Annotated in this window: 25 protein-coding genes; 1 reads left to right on the forward strand and 24 read right to left on the reverse strand. The window is 39.0% G+C overall.

Annotated features, from left to right (window positions below; genetic code table 11):
- The first annotated feature begins 95 nt into the window (after positions 1–95).
- A complete protein-coding gene (locus tag CLOAM_RS06630) occupies positions 96–2135 on the forward strand; it encodes a peptidyl-prolyl cis-trans isomerase (RefSeq protein WP_015425112.1) in 2040 nt (679 codons plus the stop codon).
- A gap of 498 nt (positions 2136–2633) precedes the next feature.
- Here CLOAM_RS06630 and CLOAM_RS06635 read toward each other — a convergent pair whose 3' ends face one another.
- The 24 genes from CLOAM_RS06635 to CLOAM_RS06740 all read right to left on the reverse strand — a co-directional run bounded on the left by CLOAM_RS06635 (position 2634) and on the right by CLOAM_RS06740 (position 23419).
- The gene (locus CLOAM_RS06635; protein WP_044279029.1) at positions 2634–3488 is read right to left on the reverse strand and encodes a hypothetical protein; all 855 of its coding nucleotides are present in this window, start codon (positions 3486–3488) and stop codon (positions 2634–2636) included.
- Entirely contained in the window at positions 3485–5266 is a 1782-nt protein-coding gene (locus CLOAM_RS06640) for a BatD family protein (protein ID WP_044279030.1), read from the reverse strand. Before CLOAM_RS06640 ends, CLOAM_RS06635 begins: the two co-directional genes overlap by 4 nt.
- A gap of 2 nt (positions 5267–5268) precedes the next feature.
- The gene (locus CLOAM_RS06645; RefSeq protein ID WP_015425115.1) at positions 5269–5853 is read right to left on the reverse strand and encodes a tetratricopeptide repeat protein; all 585 of its coding nucleotides are present in this window, start codon (positions 5851–5853) and stop codon (positions 5269–5271) included.
- Complete coding sequence (locus CLOAM_RS06650) at positions 5843–6838, reverse strand: vWA domain-containing protein (protein WP_015425116.1); 996 nt, start codon at positions 6836–6838, stop codon at positions 5843–5845. Before CLOAM_RS06650 ends, CLOAM_RS06645 begins: the two co-directional genes overlap by 11 nt.
- Complete coding sequence (locus tag CLOAM_RS06655) at positions 6835–7836, reverse strand: VWA domain-containing protein (protein ID WP_044279031.1); 1002 nt, start codon at positions 7834–7836, stop codon at positions 6835–6837. Before CLOAM_RS06655 ends, CLOAM_RS06650 begins: the two co-directional genes overlap by 4 nt.
- Positions 7829–8719, reverse strand: a complete 891-nt coding sequence (locus CLOAM_RS06660; protein WP_015425118.1) for a hypothetical protein — start codon at positions 8717–8719, stop codon at positions 7829–7831. The genes CLOAM_RS06655 and CLOAM_RS06660 overlap by 8 nt, the downstream gene beginning before the upstream one ends.
- Entirely contained in the window at positions 8716–9600 is an 885-nt protein-coding gene (locus tag CLOAM_RS06665) for a DUF58 domain-containing protein (RefSeq protein WP_015425119.1), read from the reverse strand. Before CLOAM_RS06665 ends, CLOAM_RS06660 begins: the two co-directional genes overlap by 4 nt.
- Before the next feature lie 13 nt (positions 9601–9613).
- Complete coding sequence (locus CLOAM_RS06670) at positions 9614–10600, reverse strand: AAA family ATPase (RefSeq protein WP_015425120.1); 987 nt, start codon at positions 10598–10600, stop codon at positions 9614–9616.
- Positions 10601–10747: 147 nt separating this feature from the next.
- Positions 10748–10939 carry a 50S ribosomal protein L28 gene (gene rpmB / locus CLOAM_RS06675; RefSeq protein WP_015425121.1) on the reverse strand — a complete coding sequence of 64 codons (192 nt, stop codon included), beginning with the start codon at positions 10937–10939 and terminating at the stop codon, positions 10748–10750.
- Positions 10940–11005: 66 nt separating this feature from the next.
- Positions 11006–12175, reverse strand: coding sequence for an ATP-binding protein (locus CLOAM_RS06680; protein WP_015425122.1), 1170 nt, complete (start codon positions 12173–12175; stop codon positions 11006–11008).
- Between the two features lie 110 nt (positions 12176–12285).
- Positions 12286–13239 (reverse strand): 2-hydroxyacid dehydrogenase, encoded by a 954-nt coding sequence (locus CLOAM_RS06685; protein ID WP_015425123.1) that lies wholly within the window; start codon positions 13237–13239, stop codon positions 12286–12288.
- Positions 13236–14075 (reverse strand): nitroreductase family protein, encoded by an 840-nt coding sequence (locus tag CLOAM_RS06690; protein ID WP_015425124.1) that lies wholly within the window; start codon positions 14073–14075, stop codon positions 13236–13238. The genes CLOAM_RS06685 and CLOAM_RS06690 overlap by 4 nt, the downstream gene beginning before the upstream one ends.
- A 1052-nt stretch (positions 14076–15127) precedes the next feature.
- Positions 15128–15571 carry a pyridoxamine 5'-phosphate oxidase family protein gene (locus CLOAM_RS06695; RefSeq protein ID WP_015425125.1) on the reverse strand — a complete coding sequence of 148 codons (444 nt, stop codon included), beginning with the start codon at positions 15569–15571 and terminating at the stop codon, positions 15128–15130.
- 12 nt (positions 15572–15583) lie between these two features.
- A complete protein-coding gene (locus CLOAM_RS06700) occupies positions 15584–16444 on the reverse strand; it encodes a peptidylprolyl isomerase (RefSeq protein WP_044279033.1) in 861 nt (286 codons plus the stop codon).
- A 16-nt stretch (positions 16445–16460) separates the two neighbouring features.
- Positions 16461–17210, reverse strand: coding sequence for a UDP-2,3-diacylglucosamine diphosphatase (locus CLOAM_RS06705; protein ID WP_015425127.1), 750 nt, complete (start codon positions 17208–17210; stop codon positions 16461–16463).
- Positions 17207–17878 (reverse strand): DUF4159 domain-containing protein, encoded by a 672-nt coding sequence (locus CLOAM_RS06710; protein WP_015425128.1) that lies wholly within the window; start codon positions 17876–17878, stop codon positions 17207–17209. The genes CLOAM_RS06705 and CLOAM_RS06710 overlap by 4 nt, the downstream gene beginning before the upstream one ends.
- 3 nt (positions 17879–17881) lie before the next feature.
- Positions 17882–19291: an outer membrane protein assembly factor BamB family protein gene (locus CLOAM_RS06715; RefSeq protein ID WP_044279034.1), complete on the reverse strand. Its 1410-nt coding sequence runs from the start codon at positions 19289–19291 to the stop codon at positions 17882–17884.
- Positions 19292–19293: 2 nt separating this feature from the next.
- Positions 19294–20376, reverse strand: a complete 1083-nt coding sequence (locus tag CLOAM_RS06720) for a radical SAM protein (protein WP_157860021.1) — start codon at positions 20374–20376, stop codon at positions 19294–19296.
- Between the two features lie 2 nt (positions 20377–20378).
- Positions 20379–21287, reverse strand: a complete 909-nt coding sequence (locus tag CLOAM_RS06725) for a glycosyltransferase (RefSeq protein ID WP_015425131.1) — start codon at positions 21285–21287, stop codon at positions 20379–20381.
- 3 nt (positions 21288–21290) lie between these two features.
- A complete protein-coding gene (gene nusB / locus CLOAM_RS06730) occupies positions 21291–21752 on the reverse strand; it encodes a transcription antitermination factor NusB (RefSeq protein ID WP_015425132.1) in 462 nt (153 codons plus the stop codon).
- Positions 21736–22215 (reverse strand): 6,7-dimethyl-8-ribityllumazine synthase, encoded by a 480-nt coding sequence (ribH, locus tag CLOAM_RS06735; protein ID WP_015425133.1) that lies wholly within the window; start codon positions 22213–22215, stop codon positions 21736–21738. Before ribH ends, nusB begins: the two co-directional genes overlap by 17 nt.
- An 18-nt stretch (positions 22216–22233) precedes the next feature.
- Entirely contained in the window at positions 22234–22386 is a 153-nt protein-coding gene (locus CLOAM_RS09830) for a hypothetical protein (RefSeq protein ID WP_173307539.1), read from the reverse strand.
- Between the two features lie 403 nt (positions 22387–22789).
- The gene (locus tag CLOAM_RS09835; protein ID WP_015425135.1) at positions 22790–22954 is read right to left on the reverse strand and encodes a hypothetical protein; all 165 of its coding nucleotides are present in this window, start codon (positions 22952–22954) and stop codon (positions 22790–22792) included.
- 12 nt (positions 22955–22966) lie between these two features.
- The gene (locus CLOAM_RS06740) at positions 22967–23419 is read right to left on the reverse strand and encodes a hypothetical protein (protein ID WP_015425136.1); all 453 of its coding nucleotides are present in this window, start codon (positions 23417–23419) and stop codon (positions 22967–22969) included.
- Between the last annotated feature and the right edge of the window lie 168 nt (positions 23420–23587).

Here is a 23587-nt window from a genome sequence, read left to right on the forward strand (position 1 = left end):
TATTGTTATCAGTTTATGCCTCTATAAATGTCTTGACTTCTTCTGCCCTTTTACAAATGTGACATTTATTAAGCAATATAATAAGGAGTATAAGAATGTTCCGTCATCTACATTTTTACCTGGGGATTGTATTGATGCTCGTCAGTATATTTTTGACAGCAGAAAATGTACCCGTTACATTAAGTAAAAATAACTCAAATAACGATTCGGATATATTGGCAGAATATAACGGTGGAGTTATTACCCGTAAAGATATTGAACTAAAAATTTCCAAACTGCCTCCTCAGTATCAATCACGGTATAAAACTGTGGGAGGGCAGATGGAAGTGCTAAATGCTATTGCTGCCGAAGAGGTTTTTTACCAAAAAGCCAGGCAGATGGGTTTGGAAAATGATCCTATCGTTTTGGAACATATTTCTGCCATAGAAAAGCGTTTTTATATTCAGGAATATTATAAACGCAATGTATCTGATTTAGTATTTATTACTGATGACGATTTGCTTTCCTATTATAATCAAAATCTATCACAATTCTACCAATATCCTTATATCACTATTGATTATATCCAAGCCGAAAACGAAGATGCTGCAAAAAAGGCATTGGCAGAATTGAAAAAAGGTATCTCTTTTGCAACTGTCTCCGATACATATAACCAAAATAGTTATGCCAAGGGCTTAAAAGGCAGAATTAAAAATGTCCGTTTAAACGGTAATATTCCAGGTATTGGCAACGATATTGAATTGGAAAACATTATTCGCAATGCTCAAGTGGATACCCTTAACTTTATTGGTCCCGTAAAAACCGATTACGGTTGGCATATTTTAAGAATAGTGGACTGGATTGAAGGTTACCAAAAGGATTTTAACGAAGTTAAGCCCGAAATTGAACAGCGTGTTCGTCCTATGAAAGAACGAGAGCTGCTAAATGCTTTAACGGATAATCTGAAAATAAAGTATGCTGTAATTATAGACAGCGCTATCGTAAATACCATTAGCTTGGATCCTAATAAACGAAACAGTAATAAACCCATTCTGGATAATATCATCGTAAGTTCCAGCGAACCGAGGTTACAATATACTGTGCGTCAATTACTGCAGAATTTTGATAAACTTTCTCCTCAGGAACAGCTTTTTATAAATAAGGGTGGGGGAATTAATCTGCTAATAGAGCAAGAACTTACACAGGGTCTTATGTATCTGGAAGCTAAAGCTAATGGCTATGAAAAATATTTTTCCGAAAATGAAGATTATCTTCAAGCAAAAAGATCTTATGTCCTGCGCCGTGCCTTTGAAAAACTGGTTTCCGACACCATAGAAATTACAGACGAAGAAATTGCTGAACGCTATGAACGCGAAAAAGAAAGATTTTCCACTCCTGCATATAGAACTATTGAAGTGCTCTTCTTTGATAATAAAAAAGATGCCAATACTGCCTGGAAAAAATACAGCAAAGCATACAAGAAACATAATGAACAAAAAATGCAGGAAATTATTAAAAAATATTCTCTTAAACCGGAAAATGCCATTTTGGATCATCAATACAATAATGGAATTATTACCGGATTTGGACAGGATGCCGAATTCTCCAGTCAAATTTGGAATAATCCGGTTGGTTATTTAAGCCCTGTTTTTACTTCCGCCAGAGGAGATATTGTTTTCTTCCGCACTCTGAAAGAAACACCCAGTTCTTATAAAAGCAAAGAAGAAACAGAAACCCAATTACGAAGAATGATAAAATCCGAAAAAGAAAAAGCAAAAATGGAAGAAGTTACGGAAAACCTCTTTGTGGAATTCAATATGAAAAAATATCCCGAACGCATCACCCTTACTATGACTGCTGAAGAACTTTTCAACTATGCCGATAATGCTGCCAGACAACGCAATTTCAAAGATGCTATTATGTATTATGACCAAATTATTAATAATTACAAAAATAACTCCGATGACTATAAAGCTTCCTTTATGAAGGCATTCCTAATTGCCGAAGAAATGAAACAAAAAGACCTGGCTCTGCAACTTTTTAAGGAATTTCTCCAAAAATACCCTACCGGTGACCTTAATGATTCCGCACAATTTATGATTGACAGCTTAGAAGGAAGAGTTCCGGAGGATTTTGAACCTCTCAGAGAAGATTAGGAAAGTTGCAGTTTCTTTGCGGAAAAACAACATCTTGTAGTTCATCGTAACTTATATCATTTCTGAAAATATATAATATCCATTTGTGAATGACAAGCTCTTTGTCATTCCTGAGAAAGGAGAAGAGTCATTATCTCCTTTCCCGAGAACGAGTTCCGTAGGAACGACAGATATTAACAACGGGTTTTAACCCGGTGAAAAAAACAAATATGTTATTTGGTTAGGTAAATTCTGCTTCACTATAAATAGAGGACATTCATTTTCCAGAATTCTGTGAATTCTTTAGCAAAGAAAGAGGTTGCCAACCCATTTTTCCTCAAAGGCATTATTCAGAATAAAATAACTATATCTTAAACATAGAAAAGGAGATAACTGGTTCTGCCAAGTAGCATTACTGAAGCATTGCTTACCCATTGCTAATGCCATCCGTAATGGGTAAGCAATGGGTAAGCAATGCTATTAAGGAAGAAATTATGGCTGTATATCTAACTGCTTATTTCAGATAACTTTCCTTACAGCTTCCTTATTCAGGCGTCCCATTTGGTTATTGGGCAGGCGCACTACATAATAGTTTCCGTTATCTTGAACAATTTTCACTATCAATCCCGAATGGACGGTCTGAATAACATTATTATTTGCGGGAGATAGAAGTTCCGTTTGGCGCACAATAACTACAGCACTACGGTTATGTTGTTGGTGATGAAGTTTTATACCCAAGGTTACAAACGCGGAAACACAAAGCAATAAACAAAAAGTTAGGGTTAAAATAGGCAAAGCTCTTTCCTTTTCCGGATTATAAAAAAGCAACCAGCATAGCGATACAGCAGACAGAAATAAAAAAACAAGACCCAGTATAGCCAAACGATTTACGGAAAGGTAATTTAGCACTTTAAACAGCACTTGCACCAAAAACAGCTGTTCAGGATACAAATCTGCATCCGGACTATAGTGAATGGAAAGTTCAAGATTGGTTCTTGCTGGTGAATGGGCAGAATTTATATTTAATGCTTTCAAAAAGTATAAATTAGCCATCCCGATTTCACCCCGCGAGAAAAATTCTACCCCTAAATTATAAAACAAATCGGGATTCTTTTTTTGTTCCGCAAGGCGAATTGCCTTATCCAAAGTATCTGGCAAAGGAGTAAGCTCTCCTGAACCGCTAAAGTTTGTTGTTTGTAAAGAGTCAGCTTGAGCAAAAAGGGTTGGGCAAAACAGGATAATAACCAAAACCAGGAGTATACTAAGCTCGCTATAGCTCCACATTTTGGGTAGTCGGAGCTTGCTGTAGCTCTGCAAATTGGAAGAGTTTTTTTTATTGTGGAGGAACAGCGTCCTCCAGCTACACTTTTTCATTTGCTACTCCTGTTTTTTCTATTTTTACTTAAGCGACTGAATCCTGTAAAGATTTTGCGAATACGAGCCAGGTCTTCTTCCAAATTTACCGCTCTATCTGTTTCCGGCATAAATCTTGCTGCCTGACTGTGAGACAGGAAAATTTGAATTTCATTCAGCAACCATTCGGGGATATTTTTTTCATCTAATGCTTGTAGTTTTTCCTGGGTAGAAAGATGATTGGAAAGTTTATATTTGGAAGCAAGATATTGAAACAATGCCTTTTCCGCCAGGGGATAGAAATCCAGAGAAAGATTTTTAGCAGCTGCGGTTGCCGGTTTCAAATAATGCAGGAGGACTTTTTCCGCTTTTAACGAAGCATAGCGTTCGGGATTATCCCTTTTCATTTTTCTCTCCACTGCCACAAAGGAAACAACTATGGTCGCTAAAACAATCAAAACCACCAGAATCCAATACCAGGGCTGTTTTACATAAGGAACATAATCCGGGTAGCTTTCCCTGCTTATTTTAGGCAACATTGCCTTCGGATTGCGGGATTGTCTTAAACGGCTGAAATAACTTAACACATTTGCCGAAGAAACCTTTATTTGTTCTTTGGGACTGCGGTATATTTTATAGCTGCCGCTGTCGTTATCAAACCAAGCAAAATTGAGTTCGGGAAGCTCATAAACCCCTTTGTCTTGAGGAATTAAGGTGTAATAATAAGTTCTGGTTCCTTCAATTCCGGCATTCAAATTATCAATAACCATTGGAGTGGAAACCTGAAAACCTTTTCCGGAAGCAAATTGAGGAGCGGAAAACTGGTTAAAATTACCCCTCCCTTCAATTTTCAGGGTAAAAGTAATTGTTTCTCCCAAGGAAAGTTCCTTCCGGGAAAGAGAATGACTTAGCTTAAAATTTCCTACCGCACCTCCAAAAGAAGGTGGCACATTATTTGTGGGTAAAGGCAAAACATCAATGATGCCTCCTTCGCTTTGGAGATTTTTATTTAAAAGTCCAAAACCGTAAAGACGGGCATAACCCTCTAAAATCGGTGCCTGTAAGCGTCCTTCTCTATTAGGAATAATGGCTAATCTTTTAATCAGAGCCCTTTTATACTGTTTTCCATTGATGGTTACTTCTTCATAATTTAACATCGTTGGCTGTTCATAAGTGCTTTTTCCATAGCCATCCGAGTCAATTTCATTTTCCAGGTTGAAAGAACCAACCATTTCATCGGTATAAAGATAATAGGAAACAATAGCAGGAAAACCACGATAGACCCTCTGCGCTTTAGGTAAAGCCAAAATAAAAGTATCCCCTGCCCATCCTTCTCTATCACCCCCAAAAAAAGAATCGTCAAAGCCAAAAGGTATAATTCCCGGAACCGGAGGTGAACTTTGACCAGGAGTTTTTTGTTCTGCCTTAACAACTTCAACAGAAATGGGACGCGTAGCATAATACTTTCCATTTACTTTCACCTGAAAGGAAGGAATGGTAGTTGTTCCCGTCTTCAAAGGAAAATAGATGAAACGATAGGTCTCCGAAAATTCGGAAATTAACTTTGTTCCTTCCAAAACAACCGAACTGCTTGAGGAACTGGTCATATTACGAAAACTGAATAAAGGAATAGAAGGTGGAGTTGGTTCTTGAACTTTAATCCGGTTATCGTCAGAAATCTTTAAAATCAATTCCAGTTGTTCATTTAAATTGATAGTATTTTTATTCACGGATAAATCCACTTTCAAAGCAGAAAGCACAAGGGGAAACAGCAAAACCAGAAGAAGTGCCTTTTTCATTTTTACCACCATTTATCCGTTTTTAAGCTTTGTTTAGAGCGCAGTTGCTGTCTGTCCGTACTTTCTTTATTATCCAATCCTTCCAGAATATTACGGATTGCTTCCTTTTTCTTATCGTCCTTATTCTGTTGTAATCCAACCGCTGGAGGGGGTTGTTTATTCATTTTACGTAAAGTAAGCTCATAATTTGCCCGTAAATCATCATCTTCAGGATTTAATAATAGTGCTTCTTTATAATCCCTCAGAGCTTTACTATAATCCTGTTGTTTATAGGCAATATTGCCGCGATCGTAAAGAATATCCTTTTTATCTTTGGCGCTATTTAAGGCAATTGTGGCAGCTGAATCCGCTTCCGCAAAACGGTTTTGCCGATATAAACATTTTGCCAGATTGGCATTAGCGGGAGCATCGTTTTTAGTAGAATTTTTACGGAATAGGTTTTCTGCTTGGGGATATTTTTTTGCCCTGTAAAATGGCTCTGCAAATGCTTGACGCACTACCTTGGGTCGGAAAATCAATTCCAGAATCAGCAAAGCCAGAATAACCGCTATAATTATTATGATGTTACGCCTTGTTTTAGTGCTCATTGCTTTTCTCCGCAGCCATAATGCCGCGTTTTCGTTTACGGGGGTCTATAAAACTTTCTATCATTAATAAGATAATCGCCAAAATGCCAAAGAGGTAATATTGTTCCTTTAAAATGGTTACTTTCTTTCCTCTGCGAGTGCTTTCGCTTTCATAGATGCGTTTCAAAATCAGCTGAATTTCTTCTCCGCCAGGAGTTACACGATAATATTCACCTTCCGTTATCCGGGCAATTTCTTGAAGGGTTGCCTCATCCAGTTTACTTTTCACTTCTTCACCGGTTTCCGGATGACGAATAATTGTTCCTTCAGGGCTACCAACCCCCATAGTATAGACCCGGATGCCTTTTGTTTTTAGGATTCTTGCTTCTCTGAGAGCAGAATGCTGAAGGTCTTCCCCATCCGAAATCAAAACAAGGGTTTTGGATTTTGAGCCCTCGGGAAAGGCATTTTCTGCCAAACGCAAAGCACTTCCAATATCGGTTCCGGGAATTTCTACAGTATTACTGTTCAAGCCATTTAGCACAATTCTAACTGCTTCATAGTCATCTGTTAAGGGACATTGCAAAGTTGCCGTTCCGGCAAAAGCAATAATTCCAATCCGGTCGGTCTTAACCTGCTCTAAAAAACTGCCAATCTGTAAAATAGCACGCAACAATCTACTGGGCATCATATCCGTAGCATCCATACTTTTAGAAACATCAAGGGCAAAAATAATATCCATTCCACTACTTTGTAATTCCTTGTTTTCATAATCCCATTGAGGTCTTGCCAGCGCTATTATGATACAACTTAAAGCCAAAATAGAAAGAAAAAGCTTGAAACCCGTCCAAAAAGGAGAATGGGAATGATAATAATGCTCCCTTAAATGTAATTCGGCATATTTGGCAAAACGCCGCTTTAATTTTCTTTCCCTTCCGATTAGCAACAGCAGAAATACCAAGCATAACGCTAAAAGTGCCAGATAAGAAGGATTGGCAATATTCATAACTGTTCCGGCAACACAGGTAAAATAAATATTTTTAACAGCAGTTCAAGCACTAAAAAGGCAAAAGCCAGCCACAAAAAAGGCATAAACTGCTCACTGTAATTATAGCGAAATTGAGTTGTAAAAAGGGTCTTTTCCAGACGGTCAATTTCATTCATAATATCTGCAAGACCTTTAGCATCGGTTGCTAATGCCGCTTTCCCCGTTCCCGTGGTCTCTGCTATTTTATTCAAGGTCTCCATATCAAGATCAATATAGGTATTAATATAACGCGTGCCAAAAATAGGGTCAGAATAAGGAAACGGAACTAAACCTTTACTTCCTACTCCAATAGGATAAACTTTTATTCCCAATTCCTTAGCCATTCCAGCCGCGGTTAAAGGGTCTATTTCTCCGGTATTGCTAACTCCATCGGTAATCAAAATAATCACTTTGCTTTTGGCAGTACTATTTTTCAAACGGGCTACCGCTTTTGCCAAACCCATTCCGATAGCTGTTGCCGATGCCTCTTCATTCACTTTTAACTTATCCAGGGAATTTAGCATTGCCAAATGGTCAAAAGTTAGCGGAACCTGCGTTAAAGCATATTCCGAAAAAGCCACTAAGCCAAATCTATCATTGGGACGCCTTTTCACAAAATCCTTGGCTACACTTACAGCTGCACTTAAACGATTTTTAGGAGCAAAATCCATTGCTAACATTGAACCACTGATATCTATAGCCATTACAATATCCACACCTTTATTACTTAAATCCCGGGTTTTTATTCCCCAACGCGGTTGCGCTACCGCAATACATAAAAATAACAAGATGAAAGAACGCAAAACAGGATACAAATAACGGTAAGGATATTGACTGCGTGATAGATAGCGTAGCTGTTTTACCCGCGAATGAGGTAAATAAAGACGCCGCTTCTTTTGAAAGACAAATTCCCAAATAAGGTATAATGGTATTACCAATAAAAGTAAAAGCAACCAGGGATGACCGAATTTAAGCATTTTCCGTTTCCTGAGTTTGTTCACTGAAACTTAGCAGATAGTTCCTCAACCATAATGTGTTTTCTTCAATTTCACCGGCAGAAGGTTCACGCTTGGCAAACTTAACCAAATCACAATAATTAATAAAGTTCCTTATTTCCTGTGCTTTGGGAATATTTCTCCGGTTTAAACTAACTGCAATTTCCCTTCCTGTCATCTCCAGAGCGGGAAAACGATAGGTCTCTTCCAAAAAAGCACGCAAAATATTAGATAGGCGGAAATGGTATAAAACCGTTTCTCCTTTCGCAGGTAAATTCTCTGCTATAAGTTCATCCAATGCTTTTAATGCCTTTTCCCAGGCAGGTAAAACCGGTTCTCTAATCACCGGTTGAGCAATATATTCCCGTTTGGGTTTTTCCGGTCGCTTCAACCAAAGATAAATTCCCCCTGCCAAGGCAAGCAAAATCAGCAATAGATAAACCCAGAATGGCTGTTGCAGGGGATATTTTTTCAGGGGCTTAATATCCCGTAAAAGAGTATCTCCTTCCGCTAAAACGGAAAGCACATAAATTCTGAAGCCATCTGTGTAAACAGGAGTTACACTACTGTCAACAGGTTGTATTTCTATCCGGGGAAAAGATAAAGCACCTGTATTTAAAGGAACTATTTTTATTATCCAACAACGGGGATTTTTTTCATCCCGCTTACTTTCCAGAATAGCAAAATCCTCTAATGTATCGGGTATGGAAACACCTTTTATGGCAAAATCGGTAGTAATTTTAAAGAGAAAAGGAGTGCCTACTTTTAAACTATCCGCACCCTGAAGTTCCTGACTTAATTCAGCCCGGATAAATAAGGGAAACAATAAAAACAGAAAAGACACAATTACTTTTATTCTTTTCATCTTCTCCTTTCCCTTAAAGTGAAGAACTTTCTTAAGGAATTGATATAGGACTCGGAAGTGCGGATAAGCAGATAGTCACAATTGCATTTACGAAAGAATTCTTCCAAGTCCTTCTGTTCTTTATTTACTATTTCTTGATATGCTTTACGCAGTTTAGGATCGGAACTGTTTATCCAAACTTCCTCTCCTGTTTCCGGGTCTTGCAAAGATAAAATGCCTGCCCGGGGAAGTTCCAGTTCGCTATCATCCAAAACTCTTATAGCAATTACATCATTCTTGGTAGCCAGAATTTTGAGGGAATGTTCATAACCAGAATCTATCCAATCCGAAATAATAAACAGAATACAGCGTTTTTTCAGCATTTTATGGGCATATTCACAGGCAACCTGCAAAGAGGTCTTTTTGCTTTTGGGTTCATAATAGAGAACTTCTCTGAGGATTGCCAAAGCGTTATTCCGTCCCTTACGGGGTGGCAGAAACTTTTCCACTCTGTCCGAAAAAAGGATAAGACCTGCCAAATCCTGATTAGCAACGGCTGAAAAAGCCAAAGCTGCAACCAGTTCTGCAATCCTTTCTCTTTTAATCATACTGCGAGTGCCAAATTCCTGTGAAGCACTAACATCTACTAAAAAAACCACCCTCAACTCTCTGGTTTCCCGATATTTTTTAATGTAAAGTTGTCCCAAACGCGCAGAAACATTCCAGTCAATATCTCTGTAATTATCTCCCGGTTGATATTCACGCACCTCAGAAAATTCCAAACCCTGACCTTTGAACCGACTGTGATATTCTCCTCTGAATATTTCCGCAACAGGATTGCGAGTGCGAATTTCTATCCTGCGAATCTTTTTCAGGATATCAGAAACGCTTTGGGTAAACATAATCCCCTATATTTTATGGAACTTCTATTTCGTCCAGAATGCGATTGATGATATCTTCGCTGGTAATTTCTTCGGCTTCAGCTTCGTAGGTAAGAATAATGCGATGCCTTAAAACATCTTTTGCTATCATTTTTATGTCATCGGGAATTACATAAGCCCTACCTGAAATGTAAGCATTCGTTTTAGCAGCTCTTGCCAGGAAAATTGTAGCTCGGGGAGAAGCACCAAATTCAATCAGACCCTTCAAATCGTTTAAACGCGGATAGCGTTCCGGATGGCGGGTTGAGTTGACAAGCTGTAAAATATAATCTTTCAACTTTTCTTCCATATACACCTTATGCATCACTTCCCTCATTTCTTCAATATCTTTGGGACTTAGCACTTTCTGCAAGGGAATGGGCTGTTCATTAACCATTCTTTCCAGGATTTGCCTTTCTTCATCGTAGGCAGGATATTTAATCTTCAGCTTCATAAAAAACCGGTCTATCTGCGCTTCCGGAAGCGGATAAGTTCCTTCCTGCTCAATAGGATTTTGAGTTGCCATCACAAAAAACGGATTGGGCAAAGGAAAAGTGTTATCCCCTAAAGTAACCTGCCGTTCCTGCATTGCTTCCAAAAGAGCCGATTGCACTTTGGAAGGAGCTCTGTTAATTTCATCCGCTAAGATGAAATTGGCAAAGACAGGACCTTTTTTCACGCTAAAATCCCCGCTTTTAGGATTGTATATCATTGTGCCTGTTATATCTGCAGGCAACAAATCCGGAGTAAACTGAATGCGGGAATAGGAAGCATCAAAAACGGATGCCAGCGATGAAATAATCAGGGTCTTTGCCAAACCTGGAACACCTTCAATCAAAATGTGACCATTTGCTATAATTCCAATCAGCAAGCGGTCTATAATTTCCTGTTGGCCAACTATCACTCTGGCAATTTCAGAACGCACATTACCCAATACAGCAGAACTTTTTTCTACCTCGTTTTGGATTGCCTCAATTAACATTAAACCCCCATAAAAGTTTATTGGTTAGATAGTTATTTAGTGCTTTAGTTATGCCTTTATTAACCCAAAAATCGGGAATCCGGCAAAACCGCGATTCCCGATAAACATATTTCTCTGCTTGATTATAAGCTAAAAAACCGATTGTTATTATACGGCTTTGCGGACTTTATTGGCTTTCAGGCAAGAACTGCAAACCTTAATTTTCTTAGTTCCGCCATCAATGGCAACACGAATTTCGTGCAAATTAGGATAAAACCTGCGCTTGGTAGCATTTAAAGCATGACTGCGATGATTACCTACCTGAGCTGTTTTTCCACATATATCACATACTTTGGACATAATTCACTTCCCGTTTTTTCTTATAATAAAAACCACAAAAAAGAGGGCTCTGTTTTTGACAAGCAATTATTTAGTGCTCTGCGGAATACGAATATCAAATCTACTGCCATGTGGTTCTACAGGAATATATTCCAAACGCCCATAATGCTCCTGAACAAGTTTTTTACAAATAGCCAAACCTAAACCCGTTCCCTGTGTTTTACCATCTGTAACGAAGGGCTGAAATAATTCTTCCTTCACTTTTCGGGAAACACCTGGTCCGTTATCAATTACCGAAATCTGTAACCACCCGGAAGAAACACTGCTGATAATCTTGATTTCACCTGCTTCAGGAATGGCTTCCAAGGCATTTTTAATGAGGTTTATTAAGACCCTGCGAATTTTCCCTTCATCAAAATAGACACAATCATTAACCTTGTTTTCCACTACAAAAATGATCTTGCGTTCTTTAAAAGAAGCGGAATAAAGTTCACTTACCTCCCGTAAAAAGCTATCCAAATTAACTTTCTGAATCAGGGGAGGACTTTCTGTTCCTCTGGCAAAATCCAAAATTTCATGCACCAGCTGGTCTATCAGTTTTGTCTGTTTAACAATGTTATCCGTAAATTCAGCGCTTTCGGGAAAAATATTCTCCAGCAACTGTGCCGTTAGCACAATAACTGTTAAGGGGGTTTTAATATCGTGAATAATTTTGCTGGCTGCCAATCCAATAGCCATTAAACGGTTCTTTTTCAGCATTTCATCCATCAGTTCTACAAATCTTTCATTAGTATTACGCAAGCGACTGGAAATTACCTTAGTTAAATTCAACATTATTATCGGATAAGCAAAGAGCATATCACTAAATGCCTCCCGGGGAATAACCATTAGCTCTACATCTTCTGTAGCTACAACACTGGCAGAACGGGTACTATCTTCAATAATACCCATCTCGCCAAAAAAATCTCCCGCTTCCAAGGTTGAGAGCTGAGTGAAAGGTATGTCGGGATTGCTTAAGTCCTTATCTATTTCCACCTTGCCCTTAGAGATGAAAAAGAGATTATCGCTGAGGGAATGTTCTGTGATTATTGACTCTCCTTTCTTAAATTTAATCCGCTCCAAATCTTTAGTCAGTTCTTCCACTACTTCTTCAGAGAGGCCGCTGAATATCCCTATATTGGTCTTTTGCATCGTGTCCTGCATATTTTCCTCACATCTTCTAACCTCATTAACTTTATATATTATATAATAAATCACCCTCCTCTTTTGTCAAGTTTTAATCATTTTTTTTATAATTTTTCTATTGCAAGTTCCGATATAAATATGCAATTTATATTAATCCGGGTAGTTAGTCAATTCCGTGTCACTTAATTTACTTGAGCCGGTGGTTTTCTTCCTTTCATAACGGCAATGGCATTTTCTGCCGCCAAAAGTGCCATTTTGGTTCTGGTTTCAATGCTGGCAGAGCCGATATGAGGTAGTAAAACCACATTTTCCAAAGCCAAAAGTTCCTGGGGGATATCGGGTTCATTTTCGTAAACATCCAGTCCTGCGGAAAAAATGCGTTTTTCAGAAAGCGCTTTAATCAGTTCTTTTTCATCAATAACTGCTCCTCTGGAAGTGTTTATGAGCACAGCATTTTCTTTCATTAAGGCAAATTCCTCTTTGCCGATAAGGTGAAATGTCTCTTTTGTTAAGGGCAGGTGCAGGGTAATGATATCCGCTTCTTTCAGCAGTGTTTGCAAATCCGTTTCCGTTGTTTCAAAAGGCAAAGTATTGGAAACGGAAACATCATTATAATAGATAATCCGCATTGCAAAACCGGTAGCGCGTTTGGCAACTGCCTGACCAATTCTTCCCATTCCTATTATCCCGAGTGTTTTGCCGTAAACATCAAGTCCTAACATCAGCATTGGTTCCCAACCTTTAAAGTTTCCCTTGCGCAAGAAACGCTCACTTTCCGAAATTCTTCTGCAGGTTGCCAAAATAAGAGCCCAAGTAAGATCGGCAGTGGTTTCTGTTAAAACGCCCGGTGTATTACAGACAGCAATTCCGAGTTGAGTGGCATATTCCACTTCAATATTGTTGTAGCCAACTGCGTAAGAGGAAATAACTTTCAATTTTGGAGCCGCGGAGATAACTTCTTTATCTATATTATCGGTTAATAAACAAATAAGTGCCTCAGCATCTTTCACTCCTTCAATCAGTTCCTGATGAGTTAAAGCGCGGTTATAAGGATTGATTTTCAGAGTAAATTTTTCCTCCAAACGCTTTATTGCGGGTTCTGGAATACGGCGAGTTAAAAATAATATCGGTTTCATAGATACCTCACAAAATCACTAACCTGGTGCCTTTCCGGAACAGGAAAATGTTCTGCCGGGTAGCCAATCGGAGTTAAACAGGCAATATAATCCTGATGGGGAATGCCAAGAAGGTCTTTAATTTCATCTTTATCCATATCGGTAACCCAGCAAGTTCCCAAGCCATAAGCTTTTGCAGAAAGCAATAAATGGTAAGCAGCAATACAGGCATCCTGAATTTTCCGATGAGAGATATCACCTTGAGAGGCAACGGCAATAGCAAAAGGAGAAGCTAAAATCGGCTTACCGGAAGGACCACGCAGGGCGACAATCTTTTCTAAAATTTCTCTATTCTTAATCACTACATAGTAATAACCTTGCAGATTGCAGGCAGTTGGAGAATAGCGACAAAGTTCAAAAACCTTGTTTAAAAGCTCATCCGAAACCGGTTCCGAAGTGTATTGGCGAATACTGCGGCGGGTTTTTAAGCCCTCATCCAAAGTAAGATAGGGCTCCAATTGCTGTTCAAAACACTGAAATTCCAAAGTCCTGCCTTCAGGATCAGTTGCCCAAAAATGATAAATTTTAAATGCCGGATTTTCCTGCGGCGCTGTTTTAGCTATATTTTTCAGCTTGGTATAAGCGCTATCAACTTGTTCTCTACCGTCAAAAAAGAAGGTAATTGTGCCGCAAATTTCACTACTTTCGCCTGTGCAGAAACCAAGTAATTGATTACCGGCTTTAAAAATTACACAGGAATCCTGTTCTAACCAGACAGGAAGTGCCAGCAGAGAAGCGTAAAAATTCCTTATCAGACCCAATTCCCTTGTTTTGAAAAATACCATTCCGTTCATCATATCTCCTTTTTTCCTATTTATAATATATTTTAATCTATTTCAGGTTGGAAGGCAAATCCGATTGATTTGGACACCATTATTTGAGTTTATAGCTACAAGTTTAACCCTGCACAGCAATAGGAACTTACTTACTTACTTACAACCCATCATCTACCCCATCCTCCACTCAGCATCTACCCATCCTAAAGGTTGGGTTGATGTTGGGTTTGAAGCAAGGAACGCTTAGAAATATTTTCTGATTGGATTTGGAATAAAGGGAAAATCTTTACCTTCTTTATCCGAGTGGTTTACGCACCCATCGTTATCGTTGTATCGGGACAGCTCCGACACAATCATAGCGATGGTGGTGTAAGCCCCTCGTAAAAAATAAGAAACAACCATCTATCTTTTTCCACTGTTTCCCAGTATAAATATCCTGAAAATCTTTTTCATCCCATTCCTCCCAGAGCTAATAAATCTTGATAGTTATTTGCTTGATATATAGTAAATTCTGTAACGACTCCGTAACACTTCCGTAACACTTCCGTTGTCTCGTTACGGAATTGTTACTTGGTTGTTACTTTGTTATAAGAAGATGAAGCAAGCTGAAAAAGATAATAAATTAAAGGCGAAGCAGTTAACAGGAGTGCGGTAAATGATAATGTTCTTCCCTTTTGGCTAATCGGGATTCGGTAACTCCATAATTAAATACTATTATTATAAGATTTTATTTTCTTATTGAAATGAAAATCTTGAATACTTGTCGTTCCTGTGGAATTCTTTCGGAAAAAAGGAACTCGGGGTTTACATTTCCCGAGGGGCTTACGCACCCATCGCTATTATTGTGTCGCCCTGAAGAGCTTTTTGGCATAGGGCTAAGAGCTGAGGGCAGAGGGTAGAGAGCATCTCAACCCTCTAAACCCTCTCAACCCTCTCAACCTTCTAAACCTTCTAAATCCTCTAAATCTTCTAAACCCTCTCAATCCTCTAAACCCTCTCAACCCTCTAAACCCTCTCAACCCTTATCAATCCTCATTTTCAACCAGGTTTCCTTGGGAATTCATTCTTCATTTTCAGTAGCGTTTCAGATTGCACCCTTGGCTATAGCTTTCTCCGGGTCTTAGGTATTCTGCATAGTCAAAATCCAATTCTATAAGAGTATAATCGGGGTCATCATAGCCGGAAAAATAGTCATCAAAAAAGAAGCAACGCTCAGATGCTTCAGCTTTGAGCGTTGCATTATGGACAATAGAGGCAGTTCCACTTAGGCGAATATAGCCGGTTTGGCCATCTTCGTAAAGCGGAATACAGACCTCTATATTTTTATTGTTTTGAATTTGGCTCACCTTGGAATCTCCGCTGAAGGTAGTAACAAAAAAGCGGTCATCGTAGATAAATAGGACAACGGGACGAACTCTGGGTCGGTTTTTATCTACAGTAGCCAGATAAACATACTGATTTTGTTTTATCCAAGCCATAATTTCTTGTTGCAAAGCGGATTCGTTGGCGCGGCTCATTTTAGTTCTTTATTATTTGGGAAAAGAAATACGGGTAATAATTGCCTGATTTTCGGGGTTGGGGTTATCGTTTTTATCACGAGGCAGGTTCTCAATTTTATGAGCCACCTCCATTCCTTTAGTAACTCTGCCGAAAACGGTATGCTGACCATCCAGCCAGTGAGCTCCATCTTTTTTAGTGACGATAAAGAACTGACTTCCATTAGTATTGGGACCTGAATTTGCCATACAAATCGTCCCATAGTCCACCGGAGCAATTAATTCCTGCACATAGACCTTATCCATAATTCCGGTTTTTTCCTGATAGAACTTGAGATCATATTTCATTACGGGCTCTAAACTATGTGCTGATTGACATTCTTTAGCAATAGCGGCAATTTCCGCATTGGGAGTACGATTATTTTGAATGTGTGGCACAATAATTTTATTCCAGACAGCTTCAGCTTTCTGATTGGTATCTATTTTACCGGTAATTTCTTCTCCATCCCTATAACATTCATCTTCAAAAGTATAACCTGGACCGCCGCGTCCATCATTGCTGCGGTCTTTATCTCTCGTATTGGGGCATCCACCCTGAATCATAAAATCCGGAATAACGCGATGGAAGTATAAACCGTCATAATATCCGGATCTGGCAAGTTTTACAAAATTCTGAACGGTTTTGGGAGTAAGATCATCCCAAAGTTCCAGTTCAATAGTGCCGTAATTTGTTTCCATTTCAACTTTTGTTTTGTTAGTAATAATTTCTTTCTCTTTCATCAATTGCTCCGCCGGTTTTTCTCCGGAAGGTGTTTTTGTTTGGCATCCGACACTGATTGTAATCATCATTAAAACAACCAGGATCGGGATAATGTTTTTGTTTAAGTGCCTCATAATATACTCCTTTGTGTTATATTTGTTCATTTTTAATATTATACTCTTTCAGAGCTGGTTTTCCTGCATCAATTTCCACATAAGAATAATAGGTTATCCAGTCACCGCAATTAAGGTAAGAGCCGTTTCCCATAGTTTCCCAAACGGGCTGGTGACTATGTCCCAAAACCACAATATCGGCTTTTTTATGTTCAATCAACCATTTGGCGTAATTTTTTAAGCCCTTGCTTTTTTTGTCAACAAGTTCCTGGTTATCTTTCCTTTGCCTGCTGGTGCGGGAAAAGCGACTACCAATAGTTAAAGCCAAATCAGGATGCAGGAAAGAGGCAATTTTATGGACAGCTTTCCAGCGAATTACTTTACGGTAAAGCTGATAACGCAAATCGTTAAAAGTGCGGGTATCGCCATGTTCAAAACGGATTTTTTTGCCGTCGGTATTAAGAGTAAAGCCATCAGGATGAATTTCACAACCAATATAATCGGATAAAAAGTTTCCGAACCAGAAATCGTGATTGCCACTGATATAAACTATGCGAGTTCCACTTTCTTTGATAGCGGATAAGGCACAAAGGACAGGAAAATATTGTTTCACTACGGTAAATTTTCCTTCCAGCCAGAAATCAAAAATATCCCCAGAAAGCACCATTAAATCATATTTTCCCGGAATGCTTTTAAGAAAACTGATTAGTTTGTCGGCGCTTTCTTTATCGGCATTGCTGGCGCAGTGAAACTTATAATGGCAATCGGAAAGAGCAATTATTTTCATTGTTTGTGCATTACATAATAAAGAATATTTACACCGAACTTAAGAGCTTTTTCCCTGATCTCGGGTGGGTCATTATGCGTTTCAGGATCAGCCCAACCGTCACTGATATTGGTTTCATAAGTATATAAACACATCAAGCGTCCGTTATCGCCAAAAATACCAAATGCCTGGGGAGGTTTGCCATCGTGCAAATGAATTTTGGGAAGTCCACTACTGAAATCAAAAAAGGCATAAAATAGGGGAAAAGAAGGGTCTAATTCCACAAGCTCTCTTTCCGGGAAAATGCGTTTTATTTCTCTGCGGAAGGACTCATCCATACCATAATCATCATCGGCATACAAAAAACCGCCTCGGAGCATCCAGGTTCTGAGGTTTTCCACTTCTTTATCCGTAAACCTGATATTCCCGTGACCGGTTAAATAAAGAAAAGGATAATCAAAAAGCTTGGGATCGGAAGCTCTAACTACGCTTTGGTCAATAGGAAAACTTGCACCCATAACCAAATTGGCATATTTTGCCAGATTGGGAAGCACTTCGGGATCGTTGTACCAATCGCCTCCCCCGTCATATTGCAAACGAGCAAAACCAATTTTAACAGGATTATCAATTACAACTGCCAGAAAAGGCAGACAAAGTAACAAGCAGAAAAAAATAAGAGAGCGTTTCATAGCTTAATTCACAATCTTTAATTCTACACATAAAACAGCATTGCCTACAACCGCGTAAAAACAATTGGCAAAGCTGTCATAAACGGAGAGAGCATCCAAATCGTGCTTAAAAGTTAAACTGCTAATGGTTTCACCCCGAACCGGATCAAGAATGCTGATTCCCCTCTTGGAAGGAATAACCATTATGCTTCTATCCAAACGTGGATCATCGCTGTTTTTAATGATGCAGGGAATGAACCGATCACCGGTTATGCTTTCTGTAGGCAGATGCTGTTGCCAGAGAATATTTCCCTCATCATTCAGACCGATAATTTGCTGATTTGCCAGATACAAGATCAGCATTCCCTGATGGACTGTTGTAGAGCGAATATCATCCTCCAGCATTTTAGTCCAGAGCAACTGACGGGACTTCTTATCGTAAGCGCTTAGTCGGTTTTGAGATACCAGATAAATTGTGCCTAATGTAAAAGAAGGTGACAAACTAACATTATATGGTAGTTCTGTGCTCCAGGCAATGGAGAAAGAAATATTGCGAGCGGGCAGATTTATCAGTTTATCTATATATTTTTTCAGGTTCTCGCTATTGATATTCAGATTGGTAGGAATTTGTTCCAAATGTAAGGTCTTTTCCTCTTTGAGTGATAGACGCATTTTATACACCAGTTGATCAAGAATACGATTTCCAACCATCATATACAGAGCAGCCAACAAAGCTAAAACAATAAGAATGATACTGGTTACCTGCAAACGAGAAAGCTTTCTGCGCTTTGTTTTAACCAATTCCTCTTTACCTTCCAAAATCAGCCAAAGGGGATTATCCTCCGTAGCGTAGGTCTCAATTAATGTCTCTATGGCAGAAGGATCATCAACACTGGGAAAAATCTTTTGTGCCAGTTCCCCTGAAATAACGATCAATCGTTGATTACTGCCAATATACACCCGTTGTGGCTTAATAACAGGATCACTGTCCTTTAAACCAAGCAGTTGTAAACCGTCCAATGACTGAACCTGATAATTATGCCAGTCCCTTCCGATATGTCTCATTTTTTTGTTATCGGTTAAAAGACAAAATATTCTGCCAAACTGAACAAAATAAAGCTCGTTATCATAGAGGATACCAAAAAAGAGAGAAATACCTTTTTCTGCCAGTTCGGTCTTATGCAATAGTCCATAGAGTTTCCAATGCAGATCGGCAAAGAACTGTTTCATCCATTTCTCAATTTCCAGACGCGAAAGAGAGCCAACTTTGAAATTAAGAATTTCCAGCTTGATTTCAGCAACAATTTCTTCCAGTACAAAATCCTTCTCCGGATGCCAGGTAAGCAAAAACCAGGCAAAGCGTCCTTCACGGGATGCTTTATATTCACATACGCTACGGGGAGGAGAGGAGTGCAAACTCTGTAAAGAAACCATTTTTAGCTCCACCAATGAATAAAACTGCGCCAGGAAACACGAAAAAGAGTTGGCAGATGTAACAGCATATTGGTGTAGGCAGCATTGGCTAAAGGACACCAGCACTTCTTTTTATGAATGGAACGACGTTCCATTTCAGCAAGCGGAGAAAACCAAATCTTACGAAAGTTATAGTTATTTTTTCGCAGGTTTCCCAAGGACTTGGCTTTAATGCAACAGCTCCAAATATCGCCATCCGGAGAAATCTGACAAGAGGCAACTCCTGAATAACAGGGAATAATTTGCCTTTTATCACGCATAATCCTTTTCACCAGATTGTAATATTCAATGCGAAAAGCCATAGTAACCTTGCTCATTCCTTTAAATTTACTGTTTTTGATTCTATGAATAAGATAATCAATAGCGCTTTTATAGGCAACCAAGGAAGGAGTTATATCTGTTCCCATCGTATCCAGTTCCACTCTTTCTTCCGCTATTTCAGTAATGTAGCTATCGGGCTTAAGACGCATCAATTCATTGGCAATAGAGGGAAAACTATCTACATTGAACTTGGAAATAACAGTGTGAATGCCTACGCTGAGGTTTTTGTGTTTCAGGGCTTTCAAACCGTTAAAAGTAGCAATTGCTTTTTTGTAGTTTCCGGGAACATTGCGGATTTTATCGTGCTGTTCTTCTATGCCGTCTATGGAAATATTAACTATTATTTGAGCTTTAGGACAGGCACTGGCAATAGCATCCGTTTTTTCTATAATGGTTTGAACCAAAATACCGTTTGTGGGAATATTAATAATGCGGGGATGACTGATTTTGTAGATAGCGGTTACTACATCTACAATATCATTGCGTAAAAATGGTTCTCCTCCGCTGAAAGTAATCCAGTATGGCGATTTGCCTATATTTTTGAAAATTTTCTGATATTCTTCCAAGGTTAAATTTTTTGCCTGCTTTTTCCAGATATTACAGGTATTACAACGCGAATTGCAAGTGTAGAGCAAACTGACTGTATAATTCATTGGCATCAGATGAGGAAAACCCAGGTTTTTCATCAGCCAGAAACCAATGATGCGAAATATGAGGTAAATCATTTCTATTTTCTTTCCCTTTTCGGTTGATTTAAGTCCTTTGTGGAGCGCGCTATTTCCCAGGCAAAGGGATTTTTCCCCTTCACATAATAATCCCAACTGCCAAGCAGACGGCAGTAAACTTCCAAAAGAATAGCTCCCGCCAATTTAAAGAAGGTCTGGGGCTTTTCTTTCAACTCCTGTAAAACAACTTTTAATAAAATACCGCTATCCTGAGAAACAACTTTATAATGCTGATGCGCTTTCAGCCATAAATGACCGTTCTGAATACGACGCCGCTGTTTTATATGGTCTGCCAGATTTTCAGCTCCTTTGTTTTTAATAATGGCAGAAGGTATGTATTTAAGTTTCAAGCCCTTCTCTCTTATTATTGCTTCAATGCTGGCTTCGTCAACTGCACTATCTTTAGGAATACTATCCATCACTTTACGGAAGGCAATCATTTCTCCCAATTTGGGATAAATCAATGCCATCCGATGATGTAAACGCCACAAAAGATGAACTATATAACCCAAATAATTACTTTCCTCATTTACCGGAACAGGACGACCTCCCGTAGCCCCAATTACAGGATTTTTAAAAGCGGAAACCAATTTCTCTATGGTCTGTTGGGCAGGAATAACATCAGCACTTATAATTACGGCAATATCCTCTTGGGCATTGGCTAAAAAAAGATTAATGGCAGAGGACTTGCCTTCCCTTTTTGGCTGAGTGAGAAGCTTTACATTTTTATGAGTTTCGGCAAAAGAGCTTACCAGTTGGTCTGTTCCATCGGTGCTGGCACTGGAAACAACAATTATTTCGCTGATTTCGGTCTCCCGCAATTCCTGATTTACAATTGCTTCCAGTAAAGGGATGATATTGCCGGCTTCGTTATGGGCAAATATTCCGACAGAACATTTTATTTTTTCCATTGTTTAATTTGTTAGTTTTCCCTTTTGAATTATTTCTTTGTTTAAAGCATCCAGAATGCCGTTGATGAATTTACCGGATGCTTCACTGCTGAATTTCTTGGCAATCTCAATTGCCTCATTAATTACTACTGGTGCCGGAGTATCTGTAAACAAAAGTTCGTAGGCAGCCAGGCATAAAATGCTGCGATCAAGCAGGGCAATATCTTCCAGCTCCCAATTGTCGCTTAGTTTATCAATTTCCGATTCCACCTGTTCAATATTGATAATCGTGTTTTTTACCAGTTCATCCGCAAAAGCATAGACCGGGGAATTGGGTTGAATATGTTCCGCTTCTGCCAAAGAAAGCAGAATATCGGGATATTCATTCAAAAGACCATATTCCCGATAGTCCTTTTCCACTTCTGAAAATTCCAGAGAATAAAGGCACTGAACAGCCATTTCGCGTGCTTTACGCCTTTGCCCCATTTTTCATTTCAGCTAAAAGATTAAGCATTTCCAAAGCAGAACTGGCTGCCGTAAAACCCTTGTTACCGGCTTTAGTTCCAGAGCGTTCTATTGCCTGGTCAATACTATCCGTTGTTAAAATACCGTAAATAATCGGCTTGCGGGTTTCCAAACCGACTGCAGCAATGCCTTTAGTGACTTCTGCACTGATATATTCAAAGTGGGGAGTTGCACCCCGAATTATTGCTCCCAAACAGATTACGGCATCAATATCCTTTTTTAATGCGGCTTCTTTTGCCACCAGAGGAATTTCAAAAGCACCGGGAACCCAAATTACGCTGATATCTTCATCGTTTACTTCGTGACGCCTGAGGCAATCTAAAGCTCCTTCCAGCAATCGGGAACTGATAAATTCGTTAAAACGGCTGACTACAAGAGCAAATTTATAGCCCTTGGAAATAAGCTTTCCTTCCATAACTTTCATCTTTGGCTCCTTTGTAGATTATTTTTTCCTAAAAATCCCTTTGTTATCCCTGCGCAAGCAGGAATCCCCATAGAATTTATCCCTATAACTGCTTTTATCGTCTGCCAATAAATTAGCAATTAAGAGCTGATATTGTTTGCCTGTCAGCATTCCATCCTCATCATCTTCCATCCTAATTTTTCCTTAAAACCTATTATTTCAGCTCCTATAATTTGTTCAAGGAAAATCTTCCGAAGGAACGAATTCTCCTGGCAAATTAGTTAGCATTAGCTCCTTGTAAGTAAGAAGTTCTTAGCTCCTATCCTATTATAATTCCAGACCCAAGTTTAGTGGTGCTTATGCTTCTTGCCGAGCTTTAATTTTATCTCTCCTCTATTTTCCGGTTAGCCCAGAGAAAAATTAAGTTCCCGCCACGGGCACAGATTATTATTGATAATTCTTCCTTCTCCCTCTTTCCCTTTTTTACCTACTTCCTTTACCGAGGAGGGTTTACGCCAGCAGCCGGAAATAAAAGGGGCACAGAAAAAGCCCCGGCAAAAACCGGGGCACTTTTACAGGTGGTTAGGAGTTTATGTTACTTGAGTAACTGTTTATCCACTTCATCCAAGAAGATACCGAGCAGGATAGAGATTATCAGTTCAAAGAATGCCTGTTCATTCTGCTCATTGATCAAAGGGATGTTTACCAATTTGTTGATACGGGTAGCGAGTTCTTTTATGAGGATATTATCACCGTTCATTATTTACCTCCTTTACATATTAGCGGTCAGTTTATCCGCACCGGGAACATTATCCATATACCCATTTTCCACGGCAGAAGAGATAGAAAGGATTTCATCTCCCACGGTCTGCAGATCGGAATAGGTTAGGGTAGTGAGGTCTATATGTTCCGCATCAGCTTTGGCAAACTTAAACATCATTTTAACCCAAAGTGCGTATGCATTTGGAAGCAATTTGCCTTTAGGAACATTTACCTCGTTTAGAAGGGCATATTGTTTCAGCTCTTGTTTATAGCTCTCTGAAACATCATTATAGATAATTGCCAGGTTTTTCATCTTGCCGCCAACTAAAGCATTTTGGTCGGTAAGACGGGGTTTTACATACTTACGGCCTATGCAGATAGTATTTTTACGATAACTGCCGTAGGTTACTTCATCCATAGTGCCGGAGTAGGTTTTGATTCCGTACTTGAAGTTTACTTTCATTTTGTTTCTCCTTTGTTTTTTGTTTTAGGCGTTTCCGGAAATCTTGCCTTCACTTATATAGGTGGTGACAAAAATGAAAGTTGGTGACAAATTTGGAATTTTTCTCAAATTGCCCTTCTTGACACGAAAGCGGAGATTAAAAATCTGGCATTTAAAATAAATAAATAT

The sequence above is a fragment of the Candidatus Cloacimonas acidaminovorans str. Evry genome (assembly GCF_000146065.2).
GTDB classification, from domain to species: domain Bacteria; phylum Cloacimonadota; class Cloacimonadia; order Cloacimonadales; family Cloacimonadaceae; genus Cloacimonas; species Cloacimonas acidaminivorans.

Coding starts and splice junctions, on each gene's coding strand:
- CLOAM_RS06630 (WP_015425112.1), top strand. CDS start 96: ATGTTCCGTCATCTACATTTTTACCTGGGGATTGTATTGATGCTCGTC.
- CLOAM_RS06635 (WP_044279029.1), bottom strand. CDS start 3,488: ATGAAAAAGTGTAGCTGGAGGACGCTGTTCCTCCACAATAAAAAAAAC.
- CLOAM_RS06640 (WP_044279030.1), bottom strand. CDS start 5,266: ATGAAAAAGGCACTTCTTCTGGTTTTGCTGTTTCCCCTTGTGCTTTCT.
- CLOAM_RS06645 (WP_015425115.1), bottom strand. CDS start 5,853: ATGAGCACTAAAACAAGGCGTAACATCATAATAATTATAGCGGTTATT.
- CLOAM_RS06650 (WP_015425116.1), bottom strand. CDS start 6,838: ATGAATATTGCCAATCCTTCTTATCTGGCACTTTTAGCGTTATGCTTG.
- CLOAM_RS06655 (WP_044279031.1), bottom strand. CDS start 7,836: ATGCTTAAATTCGGTCATCCCTGGTTGCTTTTACTTTTATTGGTAATA.
- CLOAM_RS06660 (WP_015425118.1), bottom strand. CDS start 8,719: ATGAAAAGAATAAAAGTAATTGTGTCTTTTCTGTTTTTATTGTTTCCC.
- CLOAM_RS06665 (WP_015425119.1), bottom strand. CDS start 9,600: ATGTTTACCCAAAGCGTTTCTGATATCCTGAAAAAGATTCGCAGGATA.
- CLOAM_RS06670 (WP_015425120.1), bottom strand. CDS start 10,600: ATGTTAATTGAGGCAATCCAAAACGAGGTAGAAAAAAGTTCTGCTGTA.
- rpmB (WP_015425121.1), bottom strand. CDS start 10,939: ATGTCCAAAGTATGTGATATATGTGGAAAAACAGCTCAGGTAGGTAAT.
- CLOAM_RS06685 (WP_015425123.1), bottom strand. CDS start 13,239: ATGAAACCGATATTATTTTTAACTCGCCGTATTCCAGAACCCGCAATA.
- CLOAM_RS06690 (WP_015425124.1), bottom strand. CDS start 14,075: ATGATGAACGGAATGGTATTTTTCAAAACAAGGGAATTGGGTCTGATA.
- CLOAM_RS06695 (WP_015425125.1), bottom strand. CDS start 15,571: ATGAGCCGCGCCAACGAATCCGCTTTGCAACAAGAAATTATGGCTTGG.
- CLOAM_RS06700 (WP_044279033.1), bottom strand. CDS start 16,444: ATGAGGCACTTAAACAAAAACATTATCCCGATCCTGGTTGTTTTAATG.
- CLOAM_RS06705 (WP_015425127.1), bottom strand. CDS start 17,210: ATGAAAATAATTGCTCTTTCCGATTGCCATTATAAGTTTCACTGCGCC.
- CLOAM_RS06710 (WP_015425128.1), bottom strand. CDS start 17,878: ATGAAACGCTCTCTTATTTTTTTCTGCTTGTTACTTTGTCTGCCTTTT.
- CLOAM_RS06715 (WP_044279034.1), bottom strand. CDS start 19,291: ATGGTTTCTTTACAGAGTTTGCACTCCTCTCCTCCCCGTAGCGTATGT.
- CLOAM_RS06720 (WP_157860021.1), bottom strand. CDS start 20,376: ATGATTTACCTCATATTTCGCATCATTGGTTTCTGGCTGATGAAAAAC.
- CLOAM_RS06725 (WP_015425131.1), bottom strand. CDS start 21,287: ATGGAAAAAATAAAATGTTCTGTCGGAATATTTGCCCATAACGAAGCC.
- nusB (WP_015425132.1), bottom strand. CDS start 21,752: ATGGGGCAAAGGCGTAAAGCACGCGAAATGGCTGTTCAGTGCCTTTAT.
- ribH (WP_015425133.1), bottom strand. CDS start 22,215: ATGAAAGTTATGGAAGGAAAGCTTATTTCCAAGGGCTATAAATTTGCT.
- CLOAM_RS09830 (WP_173307539.1), bottom strand. CDS start 22,386: ATGGAAGATGATGAGGATGGAATGCTGACAGGCAAACAATATCAGCTC.
- CLOAM_RS09835 (WP_015425135.1), bottom strand. CDS start 22,954: ATGAACGGTGATAATATCCTCATAAAAGAACTCGCTACCCGTATCAAC.
- CLOAM_RS06740 (WP_015425136.1), bottom strand. CDS start 23,419: ATGAAAGTAAACTTCAAGTACGGAATCAAAACCTACTCCGGCACTATG.